The 18828-nt window shown below is 32.1% G+C and carries 19 protein-coding genes and 2 pseudogenes; 2 read left to right on the top strand and 19 right to left on the bottom strand.

The genetic code is table 11. The annotated features are described in order from the left end of the window. Positions 1-11 precede the first annotated feature (11 nt). The 5 genes from ACIQXW_RS02505 to ACIQXW_RS02485 all read right to left on the bottom strand — a co-directional run bounded on the left by ACIQXW_RS02505 (position 12) and on the right by ACIQXW_RS02485 (position 2654). Complete coding sequence (locus ACIQXW_RS02505; RefSeq protein ID WP_402759695.1) at positions 12-641, bottom strand: class I SAM-dependent methyltransferase; 630 nt, start codon at positions 639-641, stop codon at positions 12-14. Between the two features lie 143 nt (positions 642-784). Further along, complete coding sequence (locus ACIQXW_RS02500; protein WP_402759694.1) at positions 785-1111, bottom strand: hypothetical protein; 327 nt, start codon at positions 1109-1111, stop codon at positions 785-787. 16 nt (positions 1112-1127) lie between these two features. Beyond that, entirely contained in the window at positions 1128-1673 is a 546-nt protein-coding gene (locus tag ACIQXW_RS02495; RefSeq protein ID WP_402759692.1) for a hypothetical protein, read from the bottom strand. An 18-nt stretch (positions 1674-1691) separates the two neighbouring features. Beyond that, entirely contained in the window at positions 1692-2162 is a 471-nt protein-coding gene (locus ACIQXW_RS02490; protein ID WP_402759690.1) for a DinB family protein, read from the bottom strand. Then, positions 2163-2654, bottom strand: coding sequence for a GNAT family N-acetyltransferase (locus tag ACIQXW_RS02485; protein WP_402759689.1), 492 nt, complete (start codon positions 2652-2654; stop codon positions 2163-2165). Positions 2655-2984: 330 nt separating this feature from the next. Between ACIQXW_RS02485 and ACIQXW_RS02480 the strand changes: the two genes are divergently transcribed. Beyond that, complete coding sequence (locus ACIQXW_RS02480; protein ID WP_402759687.1) at positions 2985-3857, top strand: DMT family transporter; 873 nt, start codon at positions 2985-2987, stop codon at positions 3855-3857. Positions 3858-3909: 52 nt separating this feature from the next. On the opposite strand, the gene ACIQXW_RS02475 is transcribed toward ACIQXW_RS02480, so the two are convergent. The 11 genes and pseudogenes from ACIQXW_RS02475 to ACIQXW_RS02425 form a co-directional block, all read right to left on the bottom strand. Further along, a complete protein-coding gene (locus ACIQXW_RS02475) occupies positions 3910-4650 on the bottom strand; it encodes an alpha/beta hydrolase (RefSeq protein ID WP_402759685.1) in 741 nt (246 codons plus the stop codon). Between the two features lie 146 nt (positions 4651-4796). Then, a complete protein-coding gene (locus tag ACIQXW_RS02470) occupies positions 4797-5708 on the bottom strand; it encodes a glycine betaine ABC transporter substrate-binding protein (protein ID WP_402759683.1) in 912 nt (303 codons plus the stop codon). An 875-nt stretch (positions 5709-6583) separates the two neighbouring features. Next, positions 6584-7039, bottom strand: a complete 456-nt coding sequence (locus ACIQXW_RS02465; protein WP_402759681.1) for a GNAT family N-acetyltransferase — start codon at positions 7037-7039, stop codon at positions 6584-6586. A gap of 308 nt (positions 7040-7347) precedes the next feature. Beyond that, positions 7348-7785, bottom strand: a complete 438-nt coding sequence (locus ACIQXW_RS02460; RefSeq protein WP_402759679.1) for a DnaD domain protein — start codon at positions 7783-7785, stop codon at positions 7348-7350. A 122-nt stretch (positions 7786-7907) separates the two neighbouring features. Beyond that, on the bottom strand, positions 7908-8081 hold the full coding sequence (locus ACIQXW_RS02455) for a hypothetical protein (RefSeq protein WP_402759677.1): 174 nt from the start codon (positions 8079-8081) through the stop codon (positions 7908-7910). A gap of 40 nt (positions 8082-8121) precedes the next feature. Then, complete coding sequence (locus ACIQXW_RS02450; protein ID WP_402759675.1) at positions 8122-8370, bottom strand: hypothetical protein; 249 nt, start codon at positions 8368-8370, stop codon at positions 8122-8124. Between the two features lie 332 nt (positions 8371-8702). Next, positions 8703-9566, bottom strand: a complete 864-nt coding sequence (locus ACIQXW_RS02445; RefSeq protein WP_402759673.1) for a hypothetical protein — start codon at positions 9564-9566, stop codon at positions 8703-8705. A 10-nt stretch (positions 9567-9576) separates the two neighbouring features. Then, positions 9577-10530 (bottom strand): DUF2268 domain-containing putative Zn-dependent protease, encoded by a 954-nt coding sequence (locus tag ACIQXW_RS02440; protein WP_402759671.1) that lies wholly within the window; start codon positions 10528-10530, stop codon positions 9577-9579. Positions 10531-10611: 81 nt separating this feature from the next. Next, positions 10612-10830 (bottom strand): annotated as a pseudogene (locus tag ACIQXW_RS02435) (N-acetyltransferase family protein); the annotation flags it as partial. A gap of 12 nt (positions 10831-10842) precedes the next feature. Next, entirely contained in the window at positions 10843-11133 is a 291-nt protein-coding gene (locus ACIQXW_RS02430) for a GNAT family N-acetyltransferase (RefSeq protein ID WP_402759669.1), read from the bottom strand. A gap of 524 nt (positions 11134-11657) precedes the next feature. After that, positions 11658-12023, bottom strand: coding sequence for a cupin domain-containing protein (locus ACIQXW_RS02425; protein ID WP_340825498.1), 366 nt, complete (start codon positions 12021-12023; stop codon positions 11658-11660). Positions 12024-12176: 153 nt separating this feature from the next. Here ACIQXW_RS02425 and ACIQXW_RS02420 point away from each other — a divergent pair, with 153 nt between their 5' ends. Further along, the gene (locus ACIQXW_RS02420) at positions 12177-12650 is read left to right on the top strand and encodes a YbaK/EbsC family protein (protein WP_401018942.1); all 474 of its coding nucleotides are present in this window, start codon (positions 12177-12179) and stop codon (positions 12648-12650) included. A gap of 80 nt (positions 12651-12730) precedes the next feature. Here the strand turns inward: ACIQXW_RS02420 and ACIQXW_RS02415 are convergent, their stop codons facing one another. The 3 genes and pseudogenes from ACIQXW_RS02415 to ACIQXW_RS02405 form a co-directional block, all read right to left on the bottom strand. After that, complete coding sequence (locus ACIQXW_RS02415; protein ID WP_402762422.1) at positions 12731-13180, bottom strand: glutathionylspermidine synthase family protein; 450 nt, start codon at positions 13178-13180, stop codon at positions 12731-12733. Positions 13181-13774: 594 nt separating this feature from the next. Further along, positions 13775-17758, bottom strand: coding sequence for a YobI family P-loop NTPase (locus tag ACIQXW_RS02410; RefSeq protein WP_402759667.1), 3984 nt, complete (start codon positions 17756-17758; stop codon positions 13775-13777). A 308-nt stretch (positions 17759-18066) separates the two neighbouring features. After that, positions 18067-18743 (bottom strand): annotated as a pseudogene (locus ACIQXW_RS02405) (transposase); the annotation flags it as partial. Positions 18744-18828: the final 85 nt, after the last annotated feature.

Genomic DNA, 18828 nt, shown 5'->3' with positions numbered 1-18828 from the left:
TTCTAATGTACTTATAATTCTTTCTCACATTTTATCATTATAAAATTTATAGGAGGTTTATTTTCCGCATGTTTGCTTGGCTCGTCAATTTCTGAAAACTCTACTAGCCCATATTGTTCAAATTCTTGTTTTATGGAGTCTGCATCATAAAAAAACATGTTGACGCCTTCCATTACTTCAAAATAGTCTTTATCTAATTGTTTGCCCTTTCCAAACATAGGGGCATTTTGTGAAACTGTTGTAAAAATCATATACCCATTTGGCTTTAGTTGATTATAGCAATCTTTAATAAACTTCTCTCGCTCATGTTTATTCAATAGATGAATAAGCGCATAGCAAAATATACCGTCATAAAGTTTATTTTCGAAGGGCATATCGGTTACTGAACCGTGGAAAATATTAATATCAAGCCCATTTTGTCTTGCCAAGTCAATCGCTGTTTGTGAAATCTCGATGCCTGTTACATTGATTCCATTGTCAGTAAAAACCTTTGCATTTCTACCGTATCCAATACCTGGTATCAATATATCTTTAACCTTTCTCTCAAGGAAAAAATCCTTTACTACAATTGCTGAGTCTGTCGGTTCAAATCCCCACATTGTTTGTTTTTCTATAAAGCTTGTTTCCCAAAATTCCGTCATATCGTATCTCCTAGCTAGTTTAATTTAGTAAAATTAAGTTTCTCTCAGCAATCACATTAATTCAACTAATTAGCTTTGCTTTACCGTAATCGCTATTGTTCCCCATTCTTTTTCTTGTTCAGGAGAGTAAATTTTATATGTATTCAATAAGATACATTCTTCTTTTTATTTTTGATTAGATAAACAGCCCACCAAACAAATAAATAAAAGAATCCTACAATTACATAAATAGGCCAGATGAAGCCTTGTTGTAACTGCGTAATAAAATGTTCGAACTCATCCACCCCTTTTTCTCTCCCAATGCTATTGATTATACTAATTATCGGAATAGTCATATCAAAAATTATCGTAATAATCGATACAATCACTAATTTCTTTTTTACTATACTCAATATTGCAACACCCAATGTTGCTAGTATAAATGTGTAATAAATAATCCAAACCCAATTAGGAAGAGTCTCCCAATACATTTTCCCACCTCATCAATCAGTTATGTTTAAGTCTGAATTTAAAACGTTTTGTCTTGTAAATATACTTAAGTTGACATACAGTCCAAAGTACAAATAACGCTGCACTTACAGTGAAAAATACAATTGGGAATGCATAAAACCAATCTGGAAAATAGCGATTTACAATATAATATTCCCCTGCTTTAAATCCTTCAGTTACATAAAAGAATGTAGTGAGCAAATTCTCTTTATTATCCGCATTGAACGGAAACACATATTTAGCCTCTTTAAAATCCAAATTTAAATATTGGACATCACGGATGCCGCCTTTTTTGTCAAAAATCGCAATGCTTTCTGATGTATGAAATTGTTCATTAATGGCTTCCAGCGTATGTTCGATGTTTTTAATATCATTGTCGCTAAGGTTTTTTCCATTAAACTCACTAATAAAGCTATTACGAGCATCTCTATAGTTCAATTTAGTAGAATCGGCCAAATTAATACTTATTAATCCCAAAACTAAAAACAACATGAACCACAAAAATAAACGCTTCGTTTTCTTGTTTAAGCCAATAAATTTCATATTCATCCCTCCGCTTCACTATTCAAACAACGAAACATTTAAATCGATTCCATAGCAATGTACAAGCATAGCGTGTAATTGTCCTCGGTGATGGTAAATGTGCGCAACGATCTCTAACAACCATTCATAGCGTGAGTATGTTACATTCCAATAAGAGGTCACTTCCTCCTGAAGTTCATCTTCTGTAAAATGCATATATTTATCTTCTAAAAAAAGATAATTTTTTATTAACCCCTCTTTCATGTCAGCTAAATTGTTATAGGAGACACTAGCATAATATTCATCCATCTTTTCTTTAGAAGACCCGTCTGCAATAAGGGCATCTGCTTCACAAATCATTGCAATATGCTCTACTAACTCGCCAATGGAATGTTTATTCGGTGTAGGCCTTTTATGCAATTCTTGTTCTGCTAACTTTTCTATCATTTGAACAATTGACGTTACAGCGACTTTGATTTGATGTAGTGCGCTCTTACAATAAATATTCATCTAATCTTCCTTAACTCTAAACACCATTGTCATAGATGTTCCGGATACTTCATATTCTTCAAAACCTAATTTTTTATAAATGTGAATTGCATGGCTATTTTCAAGATCTACACTTAAAGAAATAGATTTATATCCTTCATTAATTGTTTGATCAATTATTGCCTTCATCAACAACGTTCCTATTCCTTTTTCCCTAACCTCTTCAGCTACAGCTATTCCTAATTCAGGCGTATGCCTATCTACAAAGCCATATCCTTTATTACTTTCATTAAACAAGCGATACCAAACAGCACCCACAGGCTGGTTATCCGTATTGAATGCAATTAATGCTGTATCTCCATTTCGCCCCCAGCCTTCATGATATTTTTTAATATGACTTGAGTTAATTAAATCCTCTTTTTTAGGTTTGTTCTCAAAAATATGGATCGATTCATAAAGCATATCGGTCAAAAAATCCAATTCATTTTTTTCAAAAGTTCTAATTGTGACCATGAATATTTCACCCCTGATATTTTTTATATTTTATTTACTTCTATTTATAATGGCTGTTTCCCTTTTATAAATAGAAGAAGGGGTTACTAAGATCATTTATAAATATGCATCAGCATATATATTGTAATATGTATTTAAAAAATTTTAATTATATCGGGAGGGATTTTTTTATGTCATTATCGAAAACAAATATTTGCATTTGGAAGCCATTTTCAACATCACCACCACCGTTTACTCCAGCTGCTCAAGCAGCATTGAACAAGCTTATATACAAAATAGAATAAGAATCTGCGAGATATAAGCTGTTTCGCAGATTCGAAGGAGTAAACGATGAAATCTAAATTTCAGTTTATTTTATCAATGATCATTTTCGGTACAATCGGTTTAATTGTTCGAAAAATTGATCTTGCTTCGAGCGAAAGAGCTTTACTAAGCAGTTTTATAGGTTGCTTATTTTTAACGGTACTCTTCTTTATGATGAAGAAAAAAATATCATGGCATTTAGTGAAGGCGAATGCTTCCATATTGCTTTTCTCCAGTATTGCATTAGGTGGAAATTGGATTTTTCTTTACCAATCCTATGACCATACGACAATTGCCAACGCAACACTCGGCTATTACTTTGCACCGGTGTTTGTAATGCTCCTATCCCCAATTATCCTTAAAGAACAATTGTCATTAAAAAAAGTAGTTTGTATTATTGTCGCTATTATGGGATTACTTTTGATTGTAGGTGAAGGTCTGAGTGCATCTAAAACGGATGATCTCCTCGGACTTTTTTATGGATTAATTGCCGCTGCATTTTATGCTACATTATTGTTATTAAATAAATTTATTAAAGTGATGGAAAAACTGGAGCTGACAATTATTCAGCTCGGCACAACTGCTATTTTCCTTATGCCATATGTTTTCTTAACTTCTGGCTTTAGAATGTTTAGTGTAGCGAGTTCTTCCATTCCTTTTATTTTAATTTTAGGGATCTTTAATACGGGGATTGGGTTTTGGTTATTCTTTGCTGGCATGGAGAAACTTAAAGGGCAAAGTATTGCCATGTTAAGCTATGTTGATCCATTTGTAGCTATATTAGTTTCGGCTTTAATACTGCAAGAGCAAATGACAGTGCTTCAAATGCTCGGTGGTACGTTACTGTTAGCCTCAACATTTGTTAGCGAAATAAAATCACTTAAATTTTCAAAACATTAAATATCGTCATACACAGTGGGAAGTATTTATTCCCACTGTTTTTTATTATGAATTACCAAAGTAAATCATTTAAAAATGTAAGAATATCTTTGTTCACTTCATTTTTGTCTATGCCCAATGTCATTAAATGCTTAGAGTTCGGATACCCTTTCATTGTTTTATGCTGTGTCGCTACGTTGTGAGAAATTACATCTGCACTGTCTTTATATAACGGATCATCTAATCCACCATATAAAATACTGATTGGTGACGTTATAAGTGCTAATTTATCCATCGTTTTTTGAATGAGGTGTTGAAACTCCACTAATGAATCGATAGACATATTTTGCAAACGTGTTATTTCTACGTTTATTTGGTCTTCATTTTTTCCTTCAAGTTGTTTATAACCTTTTGCATAATGAAAGACACGCTTTTGGAGAAAAGCTGCTTCCCTACGTATTGGCACTGACATTGTCACAACACCAGTTACCTCCAGCTCTTGCGCAACTTTTAATGCAAGTACACCACCAAGAGAAAGGCCAACAACGGCTATTTTTTCATAGCCTTCATCCTTCAACAACTGGTAACCGTCTAGTACATCTTGCCACCAATTTGTCGGTCTAAATGTGAGTAGCTCTTCTGCTGCTAAACCATGTCCTCTGTATAAGGGTGCATAGCAAGTATAATTGTGCTGTTGCAAATACTTCCCTAACTTTTTCATATCAATTGTATTGCTTGTAAAAGAGTGTAATAGTAAAACAGCCTTATCGCCACCTTTATAGAAAAATGGCTTAGGGGGTACTATTTTCATCATTATTTTGAATACCTCACTAACGTATGCTTAGACTTTCATTAATTAAATTAGAGTATAACATCTATTGTTGATTTAACGACAAGATGAGATAAAAATGAAAAAGGAGAATTCCCTCTTTAGTAGGAAATCCCCCTTTCGTATTGGTGTTATTTCTTCGGCTGTAAATCCTCAATGGAGTCTATATCCATATATTCAGGAACGACAAATCCATTTTTTGTTCCTTTTAAGTTCTCACCTAAATCATCGAAATCATCTTTATATTTTTCATAAAAAGAGCTATGTGTTGTTGGTAACCAAGCGGCTACGGTTGCATCAGCTACGCCTGTAGCTATAGCTTGAAACATAATGGCAGGATCTACTGGTGTAATTGTGACAGTGTATCCGAGTTCTTCAAATACTGCCTGTAGTACACTACTTGAAGCTCTTTCTGAATCCCACGGAGTAGAAGCTAATTCAATTTCTTTTCCACTTACTTTTTTCGCATCTTTTGTCCATTCATTTACCTTTTCTTGGTTTTCTTCTATCCATTTGTCTGCTGCTTCTTCAAATGAACTTGTTTGTGCTTCAAACATTACAGCTTCCATATCTTCTGGTTCCCAGTAAAATCTATCCAGTATTGTATACGCATCAGGTAAGTCTTTTTCCAAGCCTTTACGCGCAAGTGTATTAATATTTTCCGATCCACCTAATGTCCCTTGAGGATCTTCCAAAAATTTTAAATCATAAGATGAAAACATCCAATGTGGTGTCCATCCAGTAATAATAATTGGCTCTTCATTTCGAATAGCCTGCTCTAAAGAACCTAACATCCCAGGTGTTGAACTTTGTTCAAGTTCCCAACCTTTTAAATTATCATATTTCTCTATAGTTTTTTCCGCAAGCTCAGTCAACCCAGCTCCTGGTTCAATTCCAATAATCTTATAATCTACTTGTTCACCTATGCTTGGCGTATTTTCTGATGAATTTCCATTTTCTTGTTTGCTATCTCCATCACCACATCCTGTTAAAAGTAGCATAGTGGCTAGCCCTAAAGTGAGTCCTACCGATTTCAATTTCATCTTTTTCCATCCCCCTAGTTTAAAAACTTAGCGTTTCATCGTCTTCCTAAGAAACCCTTTATTTAATTTTTTTTACTCGGCTACCAAAAGTAACAACTTGATTTTATCAACAGGTTGTTACTTTTGTCAAACGACTCCCTTACTAGACATACCCATTTTTGCACATTCACTAACATAATCATTGACAACAAAAGCCTATTGAATGCCTTTCAGTTCTTTATTCTAAAAAAATAATAATAGTACATTTATAAGAATCGTTTTTCATAGTATATTTCCATAATTTATTTAATAAATGAAATGAATGAATTAAAATAAAGGGAAAAGTTGGCGAAAAGATTATTGGTTAGGAGAAGTGAGATGTGGAAAGATTTGAATAGAAATTTAATAGCAAATATATTTTTATTTGTGGGAAGCATTTTATTATTATTAAAATTAATATTTGTAATGGGGTATTTTCACGAGGTTCGAGTAAACTATGGTACTTATATTGATGTATATATAATTTTCTTTTTCATTGGTGTCATCTTGAAGTCAATAGGAAAGAAGAAAGTGAAATCACGATAGAATTATCCTTTAAATTTTACAGTAATCTCACCCACTAGTAATCGTTTAAACTAGAAAGAATATGATCATTAGTATTAATTATCTTTCCAAATGATATTGTTGATAGATAGAAGTCATCCACTTCGTGAGCAGAAAGAATTTTTTTAAATACTTTAAAGCACTGTTAAGAAGTTGATGTAGTTGATTGAATATTATTGCCAACGTAAGCAACGGAAAAACACTACTCCTTTTGTTCTTTTAACCACTTCTATTGGCACAATAAGAAAGGACCAATAAATGGTCCTTTCTTATTGCAATATTTAATTAACCTGTCACTCGGTAAGATATTTTATTACTGCCATTTCCTTACCGAACCGGTGACCTTCATCAATAAATCCTAGACTCGTATATAAATTATGTGCACCCAAATTTTCAGGATGATAACCTACAATAACTTTTTTTGAATTCGGTAATTTAGCCATCTCTGAAATCATTAACTTAGTTGCAGCTTTCCCTATACCCTTGCCTTGGAATTTCTTATCCACCATTATTCTATACACCCAATAACCATCAAGTTCTTCTTGAACAGCATTATACATTAAAAAGCCGACTACTTTTTCATTTAAATAAATAGCACATGGCTTTAAAGTAGGCTCAAACTTTGACTGAGCTATTGATATGGCATTGGATTCGATGTATTTTTTTTGTTCTGTTGCTATCTCTAATTCACAGCAGTCGTACCAGTTTTCTGCATTTAATTCTACGATTTTCACATTTTCTTTAATCATAATTTTCCCCTTTCAAAATGCGGGGAAACGCCAATGTTAATAAGTCGTTATCCCCTTATAGCCATTAATTTTATAAAATCTCGTATTTGTCATAATGAACGCCTCCTCTAACTACGACTACCTAAAATTATAACTATAAATTTTTAGGCTTTTTTATTTTACCATTTTTTTCATAAAAATCCTTTTTAGAATTGTAGAAAAAAATTACGTTACACATTAAAATAGAGCCAGCTAATTTGCTCAACAGTTTTTAAGTAAGAACCCTGTTAATTCAAAATGGATATGTTGGAGAAAATATTTTGAGGACTTTAGTTTTTCCATTCTTCCCTAACAAATGCCATTGCGCTTTCAATCGTTGAGACATTCTTCTTGAGCCAACTTTTACCCATTTCTCTTACTAACGAGTGAATAAACCCTATTTTACTAACAATTTTTACATAATCCAGTAATACATTTATAACACCATCATTTAACCCCAACTCTTGTAAATCCTTAACCAGTTCTATATCATCCTGAGAAACAAAACCATTGAGATTTTTAAGATAATCAATTGGTGTCGAAGAAAGAATCTTTTTAATATACCATTCTTCGTAACTCATTCCTGTTTTAGCTTTAAATCTTTCTTCGCCTTTTGCATTCCATTCCTCAATTGTTATCCCATGTACTTCTTTAAATCGTTCTTCAGTAGTCGTGCCGTATATTTCTTTGCCAATTATTTTCTTATATCGTTTTTTATCATTACTCATCTATTTCACCCCATTTCGACCGTATTTTCTTCTTAAGCTAGCCCACTCGTTAGTTCAAGCAAGAAAAAAGAGCTGCCGTAGCAACCCAATAAACTATCATTAACGCCCCTTGATTGAAAAGCTTATTTTCCTTTTAATTGTTTGGCATTGATAAAAAAGGTAGATCCAATTAAAAATAGACCTAAACAAACGAACATCGATATCCCCGAATATTTATCATTAAATATTGTAGTGTTTACCAAAATAACTACCATCATTAGTACAAATGTTACATATAAGCCTTTAATGTATTTCACAAGTAAAACCTCCTCATAGTTAAAGAGAGCTCGCATATTGTTAAAGATTTTTTCTAGATTGCGTAAAGATAATAAAACCTACAATTAAAATCGCAAAAATCCCTAAACCTTTATAAACATATTGGATGTAACTTTTACGGTAAGTATACTCGCCTTCTCTAATTGCTTTTAAATATTGACCATTCCCTATGTGGATTGCAATTGCAGTATCTGTATCTATTCCATCAATTGAATAATATTTCGTTCCTTTTGGATATGCATTTGAAAAGTTGCCTTCATATTGTTCCATATCTGAATACTTTGTAACTTCACCAATTTCTTTATTAATCTTTTCTACATATTCATCACTAATTACATAAATATAATCATCCCAAACAACGAAAGGATATGCCCAGCTTGTTGCCTTTGCTTTACACGGAAAAATGAAAAGACCACAATCGCAGTAAATAATATAAGTTTTGTATATCTCAAGCTTTACACTCCCTCAATATATTTACTGATTTGACGATTAAAACTTAATTTAGTTACAAATAATTCCATAAATATAAATAATACTCACGAACCTTCTATTAGTAAAAAAGAGCTGCCGTAGCAACTCATTGGGCGTTAAATACACAATTATTATAAGTATTTTCTCCACTCTTGCCATGCTTCTAAGTAAACATCTAGGTCGTGTGGATGTACTTGAATACATACGCCAATACGTGTGTATAACTGAAAAAGCACCTCGTCCACAAGTCGTTCCTTCGAAAATGAAGAATCGCTATTCCACAACGCAAACGATGACAAAAGTGTATTCATAGTTAAGCTATCAGGAGAAGAGCAAAAAGCATAGGTAAAATCATAAATTTTTGGCCCAATTAGCGGTGACGGATCTATAACACCGTTGATTTTATTATTCAAAAATACAAAATTGTGAACACCCGTATCTCCATGTAAATAATACTTCTCTTCTTGGGTATGATGAGCACTTAATTTTTTTACCAACATCCCTACTCTTATATGGTCATTTATTGGTAGTTTGTCTTCTATGCTCTTTAGAGCAAATGCTAAACTACTCTCATTAAATTCTGACCAACCATTTCTATGTATGCCATTGACCCTTCCCCATGGCATATCTTTGTCCACTCGTTGGTATTTATTAAATAACTCTTTTATTAAAACTTCCATCCATGCCAATTTAGACCCTCGATTAACATGTGTTTCTCCAGAAATATAAGAGTAGACAATAAATTCTTTGTTTACGTCTGTATAAAGAACATCAGGCAATAGCTTTACATCACGATATGCGGATAGAAAATCATTAGTTGCAGTAATAAAGGCTGGGTTATCTATTTTTATTACAAAGGTCGGCTTATTGTTAATGCTGAGCGTAAATAATACCCCATTCGTCGTTCCGCTTTTTAACGTTTGTAATGTTAGACGATCATTACTTATCAAACCTTTATTTATTAGTATTTCAATGACTTCATTTATTTTTTCCATCTTCCATCCCTCATTGATAATGTTCGAGGTAATTTCCCTTTTCAAATATTTCCTTTGCGCTTAGGGCAGTCCATTCCGCAGGTGTTACATCTGGGTGTAATTTAAGATAGGATTTAACCATTTTATAGCCCTCACTGTAACCATATGAAGATGGTAGGTCATCCCCTCCAAAAATAATTTTTTGTGACCGATTAAAGTTAGTACTATCTAAATCTCCTACAACTTTTGACCAATTTTCACTGTCGTATGCAGAGTACAATATATTATCATAATAATCATTAGGATAAACTAATTTACTAAACATAACTGCCTTTCCTTCAAATATTAGGTTATCCAAAATAGTAAAACGTGCATCTTTAGGTAGGTACTTCTCAGTCCAAATACTATGATGATATTCGTGAGATATGCTAATTCTCATATCTTCTTCGGTATAATTTTTATTGTATAGCACTATAATTTTCCCCGCCCCCACCGTTACCATATATGCGTATACATTAGTGGCAGGAAAAACACATACATTCGTTTCTTTTTCGGACGGAATAAGGTCTGAAGATTTGAAAAGAGCTTCTTTTATAAGCTTTTCTGTTTCTTCCCTATTAATTTTTTTACTTAATAATTGATTTTCTGTTAATTGGTCGGGAGCTACGTTTAGTGCATAATGTGCCATATGAAGATATTCGCCATTGTCAAAACAATCACTATAGATTGGTTCAATAACCTCTTCTTTATAAATTTCTTGTTTTGATTGTTTTGGGTTACTTTCAACCTTATCTTGATAGTTGTCATAAAGTTTATAGGCATTGATTATTTTATACTTTTGCTTTGTTTGAGGGTGTTCAAAAGATGTAACGATACTTTCAATTTCTTGTTTTTTATGCGATTTTTCTGTTTGTGTACAGGAAGCAAGCGTTAGAATTGTGCATATTAGTATAAATGCTGTAATTATTTTTGGTAATTTTATCAATAAAACACAACCTTCCTAAAAACTTATATTTTAAATAAAGTTTACTATATTTTTCATACTTAAGAAAATCTTGTGTGGAAATTAAAATATGTTCCGAATATCTGCCCACCCGTAAACAAGTTCATCTAGTTTTTTGCCAGCAATCTGAATTTCAACAGTATCTATTTTGTTCCCACCAAGCGCTTCATAAAATCGATGAAAACTATTATCTTTCAAGACAAGCACAAGCATAGAACGCAATCCCATTGCTTTAATTTCTTCTACGATCGCTGTAACAAGTGCTCTCCCAATTCCTTGCCCTTGGCATTCTTTCTAAAGATAAATGGCATATAGCTCCCCTTCAAACTCAATATATTTACCGCTTCTTTCTTTACCGCCAGAAGAAAAACCAATAATTTGTCCTTCATTATTTTCCGCTACAAATACAGCGTCATTTGAAATATTCTTTATCCATAGCTGTTCTCGATTTTCATACGATAAATTTATTAAGTATTCGTCAGGAACGATGTTAGCATATGTTGTTCTCCAACTGTCGACATGTACTTTTGCTATTGCTTTCGCATCTGGTTCGATTGCTTTTCTAATCTTAAAATTTTTATCCATACGATTACGTTCACTCCGATGGAGGTTGATATGTTCTCATAGTAGTGATTTGCACAGGTTTTGTGGCGAATCGCTCTGATATTGTGGCGATTTCACCACGGTTAATGGCGATTCTCATGGTTTTGCTGGCGATTTGCTCCGAGCTATCGGCGATTCCCCGGGTTTTATCGGCGATTTGCTCCCCGCTATCGGCGTTTCCCTGGGTTTTATCGGCGATTTGCTCCTGGCTATCGGCGATTCTCAGGGTTTTATCGGCGATTTCCTCCCGGCTATCGGCGATTCTCAGGGTTTTATCAGCGATTTCCTCCCGGCTGGGCGATTCCCGGTTTTTATCGGCGATTTCCTCCCGGCTATCGGCGATTCCCTGGGTTTTATCGGCGATTTCCTCCCGGCTGGGCGATTCCCCGGTTTTTATCAGCGATTTCCTCCCGGCTATCGGCGATTCTCAGGGTTTTATCGGCGATTTCCTCCGAGCTATCGGCGATTCCCAGGGTTTTATCGGCGATTTGCTCCGAGCTATCACTTTAAATCCACACATCGTTTTCTGCGGTCATTTCGCTATTTGTTTCACCTGTATTAACAACGCCTCTAGGTTCCACTAGCATTATTTGGCATTCCTGTTCAGCATAAGGCTTATGCTCCACGCCCTTTGGAATTACATACATTTCTCCTTTAGATAGTTTGACCTCTCCATCACGAAATGCGATCACCATTTCCCCATCCAGTACGATAAATACCTCATCTGTCTCACGATGTTGATGCCATACAAAATCGCCTTGAATCTTAACTAATTTAAACTGGTAGTCATTCATTTCACCAATAACTTTAGGGGACCACTGCTCAGTAAACTTTGATAACTTTTCACTTAAATTAATAGGTTGATAGTCCATGTAATTACCTCCTTTTTTTCCTTATATTATATTTTAGCAGATATTCCCGAATTTTAATTTCGAATTTTCAATCTTTTTCACATTAGCAATTCATGTCCTTAAATTCTGAAAATTATGTTAAAATAAATATAAACTGCAAGGAGGTTTTTACATATGGCAATTGAAAAAGTACGCGAGCATTTCGCACAATGGAATTTACAGCATAAAATACAGGAACTGAATGAAAGCTCTGCAACTGTTGAAATGGCAGCACAGGCACTTGGCTGTGAACCAGAACGAATCGCTAAAACACTATCGTTTCTAGTGAATGATGGAGCCATTTTGATTGTAGCTGCGGGTGATGCCAAAATTGACAATGCGAAATATAAAGCTATGTTTGAAACGAAAGCGAAAATGCTTGCAAAGGAAGAAGTCAACGAACGAATTGGGCATGATATCGGAGGGGTTTGCCCGTTCGGTATTAATGAAGGGGTTGCTGTTTATTTAGATGAATCACTCAAACGTTTTGCAACGGTATTCCCAGCTTGCGGCAGCAGCAATTCTGCAATTGAACTTACCATTCAGGAGCTAGAAGCGTATACACCTTATCAGCAATGGATTGATGTTTGTAAAGGCTGGAACGATTAATAAACTAAATACTGAAACTAAAAATCCACAAAGTCTCCTGCATGAAAGGAAACTATGTGGATTTTTTAATTTTAAACTGCTTAAGGGACATTTTTATAGCCTACAGCTAGCCAATGTGAATCCCATTCTGTAATTTGATTGCCCACTCTACAAGACAAGCCACATGCACGATTATCTGCAATGAAAGAACCGATTAGCCATTTCTTAGAATGAAGGCCATTAGCCTGTTGAATGTTGATTGAAGGCATTTCTACGTATTGCTGGTAAATAAACAAATTGTCATCATAATGATTGTACGCAGAACCTGTTGTTTTAGAGCCATCTCCCGCATAAATTTCTACCGTATTGCCTTCTCGAGAATAGACAGGCTTTTTCACATAAGGTACTCCATCTACTAATAATGGCTCTGCTGATAAATACGTTGGTAACATATATTTATTAATTGCAGCTCGCTCCTCAGCATTAAATAGCAATTGATCATTTTTTCGTTCCCAAATTAGCCATAACAAAATTTTCGATTGTAAGGTTATGGGTACGGCGAAATTCTTTTATTATGAATAAAAGTAGTGCTATCAATAGATATTATAATTTCGCTTATATGTAAAAGGCGAAAAAATAACGTGGAAATCCCCAATTTTTTTAACTTAATAATGTTCATAAAATTGCTACCATCTTATCAATAATTTTTAAACCATATCTAAATAAATAATGAATCTATAAATAACACATGTTTATAGAAATTCATTGTACAGAGGCGACAAATACTATCCTATCTGTCGCTCTTGTTTAAAATAAGTGTTTTGGAGAGATGATAGAAATTTTTAGGAGTATTATGTGTTCTTTATTAAAATGAAGTAACCACCTACAAGGTAGTGACCCCTTAAAGTTAGAGTTTTATTATACAGCTAATTTGCTGGCTTGAGTTCGGTATTTTACTGAACTCATGCCAGCCGCTTAACTATTAGCTTGATTTATAGATCACATTAGAATCATTTTATAATTAAGTTTCATGTTCATTTTAAAGTATAGTAATAAGTTCCGTCTTTCTTAGTATGAAAAAGAGCATTGCCTTTACTTTATACAGTAAATAGCATGCTCTTTAAATAATTATTCAAATAAACGTCTTACTTACGTTTATTATTAAATTTAATCATATTGGATTCAGTCATATTCATAGAAGCTATCACTCCTTTTCCTTCTAGATATTTAAGAAGAGCAAAGGTATCTGCATCATTCTCTACTTCTTTATTATCGCCTTTTCTTATTCCAATCTCTGAAAAAGGTTGTTTTAACTCAGAAAGAAGTTTATATACATCAGATTTTGCAAGGTTTTTTGCTTTAATATACCACAGTAAAATCTTAGAAATATTCTTCTGTTGGCTATAGTTGTTTAGGATCTCAATTTTATTATAAAGTTTATCTAGGTGTTTCATATTGTTCTCATTTAACAACCAGGCTAATAAATCTGCCGATGGTTCAAGTCTGTTGAAATTATATAAGTTAATAATTACCTCATCATCAAAACTTTCTGCAACGAAAACATCAAATACTTCTTGTGTTATATTATTATTTTTCAGTTCTATTTCGAATTTTTTTGCATAATTAATTGCATAATTATTATGTTTCTTTCTAAGAACATCAAATATCTTAATATCCCATATATTAATTTTACTAATTTGATTCCTTAAAAAATCTTCATTTACGCCATGTTCAACTAATTTAATAAAATACGTAACATTCATATCTTTAGTTAACCAGCTAAAAATTAAGTCAGGAATTAAAGGAATAAGCGAATTAATTTTTGAATAGAAATATTCTTGAGAAACTTCTTTTGAAAATTGCTTAAAATATGATTCTAAATGGGCTTGTTCTATAGATAGTAATTCTGCAACATCTTCAGCCCATATTAATTTTTGTTCTTCATTTAATTCTATTAAATCTGAGATTAACTCCTCTGGAGAACACTGTATTGAGGTATCTAAATATCGCAATAAAATATCTTGATTTATATCTGAATCATAGAGTAGTTCATAAAGTTCCTTGAACCAATATATTTTCCCAAATTTTATTTGTTCTATTATATTTTTTAAAGAGTTTTCGTTTATATTATCTAGAGCATCAGAAGTTAAAATTAAATAACCATTTGAATACTTTAATATTTCAGTTAACTGACCTGTATTAATATATTCAGATTTTATTATTTCATTACATAGATATTCGTGAATTGTAACGTCAATATTACCAAGACTTAATAAAAATTCCTCTATGTTTTCTTGCTTTTTAAATAACAGATCAAGGTTTAAATCTTCCATATATTCTTCATGATCGATAATTAATAATACGTTATTTAGACTGCATACTACTTTATCTAAAAACATAATATCTTTAACTGAATTTAAATTTTTTACATTTTCAATACGTATAGAACATTTTTCAATTATTTTTATTTTTAAATTTTCTTCAATTTCATCATCATTTAAAATTTGTATAAAAGTTTCTTCATCTTCTTCATAGCTTTCCAAATTCAATATTACATTTTCAAAAAATTTGATTTTATTATAAACAATAAACTGTCCAAATTTATTATTATTTAAAACTTCCGCATAGTTTACTCTTTCTAATAAATATCCCATGTTTTGATTATTTATATCAAAATGGTGTTCTTCTATAAGAATTTTCTTGTATGCTTTTTTTTCAACACTTGTTATATCAGCAAATTGAATATTTAAATCGTTTAAAAGGTAGCTATTTTCTTCTAATTTACTATATTTAAAAAGTTGATTCGGATTTATCGAATCAATTATCTCTTTCATTGCTTCATCTTGTTCCTCGCTAAGAAGTTCATTTATAAATTCCCAACTATTAATTAGAGCATAAAGATAATTTTCTTTAATTTCCGAACCTTCGAAAATATCACTAATAACATCAAAATTAGAATACCTATCTATTGCACCAAATAAATTACGGATTGTATTATATCTAACATTTTGATTTAAATATTCTACGTAATCCAAATAGAATTCAATACTTTGACTATCATATTTCTCTATACTTAAAAATTCTATTCTAAACATAAAGTGAATATACTTTTGGAGCTTTTCGCTATACAAATCCGGTTTAAACAATAGCTGCCCAAATAAATCATAGTTAAAAATTGCAGGAGTTTGTATATCCTCTATACGAATTTTTTCCCACACTTTACGTGTATTTCTTAGTGTTAGACTATAGTCTGATGGTAAATCATTTCTAATAGATTTCAGTATTTTTACATCATTATTTGAAAGGCTTCCTTCATAAAAATAAGATAAATAATCTTCATATGATTCATTTATCCATCCATGTCGAACTAAAAAATATAATAATTCATCATTAACCTTTACTTCTGATAAAAATGAACAATCTAATAAATTCATTTCTAATAAACTGGATATTGATTTAGTTTTTACTTTCTGTAATTGATTAGTTAATAGATTTAACTTTTCTTTTAAACTAGTTTCCATTTCTTTAGATTTTACTAATTTATATCTTTCTAAAAAATTCATTCTACCAGAGTCATCAAAAAATTCTTTACCATATTCTCTAGGAATATCATTATATTGGAATGCTCTTAATTTGAACCCTTCTTCATAATAGTTTAGACATATTTCAAATAGCCCACGGTATTTTATACTTGAATTATAATCACTTGTGTTAGATATTTTTTCTACCACTTCATTTTTTGCATTTAATACCTCAATGGATTTGAAATCTCTATCCCTATCTTTATCTTTTCTTTGATAAAATAGCCACTCAATGTCCTGAGGATAATATTCTTCAGAGATTATTCCTAATCTTAATTTATATTTAAGACCATCTATTTCATTATTTAAAATAATTACTATCTCATCCTTAATGTTTAAAAAATCATATAGTTTTCCTTGATTAGTTAATAGATTAGAATAATCACTTGGATAGATATTTTTGTATACAATAAAAGCTAATAAATTATTTGATGTAATTCCACCTTTTAATAAAGCAGATTTATATATTTTGTATTCATTACAAATGTTAATTAAAGTTCTCATATCGTTTACGAATAAAGATATGTCCTCTATAAATTCTTTATTTATGCCTGTTTTGTTAGTTTCAGATACTAATTCTGTTTCTAATCTTTCTAGAAGCAAGTTCTCCGCATTAGAATTGTGGACTACTTTAATTGTTGGAATAATAAAATCGAAAAATTTAGTTCGATTATATATCTCGTCTTTACCATCACTACTAATAAATAAATCATCTTTTAAAGCGTAAATAAATATAATATTACGTCCTGAAAGTTGCTTAGTGCCATTTAAAATAATATTTAAACCTTTTAGTCTTTCATAAATCCCTATGTTATCAAATCGGTCTAGATCTTCGAAGATAACATACTTATATTCAGATTGTTTAAAGAAATATATAATTTCATCTAAATATCTATTGAAAACAGTATTATTTTCCTTTGTTACAACTTCTATAGAAGTATTTCCTAAACCAAATTTACTTAATCCCATTTTTTGAAAAATCAAAATGCACATATATATAAAGTAACTATAAATGACTATTAAAAATATGCCTAATAATGCTATCAAAACTGTTTTATTTAAATCACCCGAAATAAGACCATTGTAAGCCTTTGTAAGCCAGTCAAATTTAAATATTATATATGTAAGTATACTCATTAACAAAAGGAATAGAATTCTTGAAATTGTTTTGAATCTATCTAAATCATAAAAACGAGTAAATTGCGATAAAGGAATTTTGTTAGGCTCTATTTTATAAAAAAGTTGTTGTAATATTTGTTGTTCTAAGATATTTTCTATAGGTACTTCCGAATCTACAGGTTTAGGAGCATCGTTAATAGTTTCTTGATTAAAAGTTGCAATAGAGATTTTTACTGTTTCATTTTCTAATTTTTCTTCTTTAATAAATGTCTCAATCAAACTACTTTTTCCGGCTCCATACGTTCCCGTAATTGCTATATTTTTATTGTCTGGATTGGATGTTGCCCATTTAAGAGCTTCAATAAATGTTTTTTTATTTTCATCCATTGAATTGGTAGGCACTAAGCTTTCAAACTCTATTTTCCCCATCGAATATTTTCACCTCCATATTTATAATAACATTTAGAAAAAATATTAACATATTTAGTAAATAATATAGGCATAAATCTTGCTACTTACCTCGGCTTCCGTAGCCAGCACCTGCCAAAACGTAACTGCTCAAATTAAATGAGTCGACTCCTTTTGATTGTATGCTTGAGAAGCGAATGCTTTTATAATAGGAAGTCAATATTTTTCTCGAAAATTCTAATTAACCTTATGTTATACTATTTTGAGCATGACAAATAGCCCTCCAAAACCTTTTGGAAGGTTTCCTCTTTATTACTTGTAACCGTTAATTACGCTTTATCCAGGAAAGCTTCTTTTCTATTTAATAAAGCATAAATCCAATGAAGCAGTTTGTTAATGCAGGCCACTATCGCTACTTTGGCTGGTTTTCCTTCTGATTTCTTCTTATCATAGAATTCTCTCAGCTTTTTGTTTCTTGAACTTCTAATACCCCACAATACGGCAAGATACAAAGCATGGCGTAATCTACTTAAGCCTCGCTATGTAAAACGATTGGTTGTGGAAGTAAACTATCCTAATGAGTGAACACTGGGATCTATTTCTGCAAAGGCAACCAGTTTTTTCGGATGACTAAACCGATCAATTTCACCAATCTCAGAGATTTTCGTGGCAGCGATTTTTTCTCCGATTACTGGAATCGATTGGACAATCTTGTAATCTTCCAATTCATTTGCCAAGGTCACTATACGAATCACTAACTCTAAAAGGTGTCCTTGGGACTGAAAAAGCATCTCAATATACATTTGAAGATTGATTAAGTGACTGTGATATACCACTTTTTGAAATGGATTTCGAGATGAGGAATCCTTTAATTTTTTTGCCTTATCCAAGCCCATAGACTAAATCGTCTTGGACAAAACTCCATCACACACTCCGCTAGCTTACTTCTCCGAACCGCTATTACATCTTCTGAAGTAGGATATTTCTTTAACATCAATAAAGTAACCCACGTGGAGGAACCCCTGGTGACGGCTCCGTTATTCCAAGGTTCGATTGACAGTGATTCTCCGCCCCTCACTCTATTCACGCTC

The sequence above is a fragment of the Lysinibacillus sp. NPDC097162 genome (assembly GCF_044762185.1).
Lineage (GTDB): Bacteria > Bacillota > Bacilli > Bacillales_A > Planococcaceae > Lysinibacillus.
The sequence above is the reverse complement of the archived record's forward strand: the minus strand, read 5'-3'. Positions and strand labels throughout refer to the sequence as shown.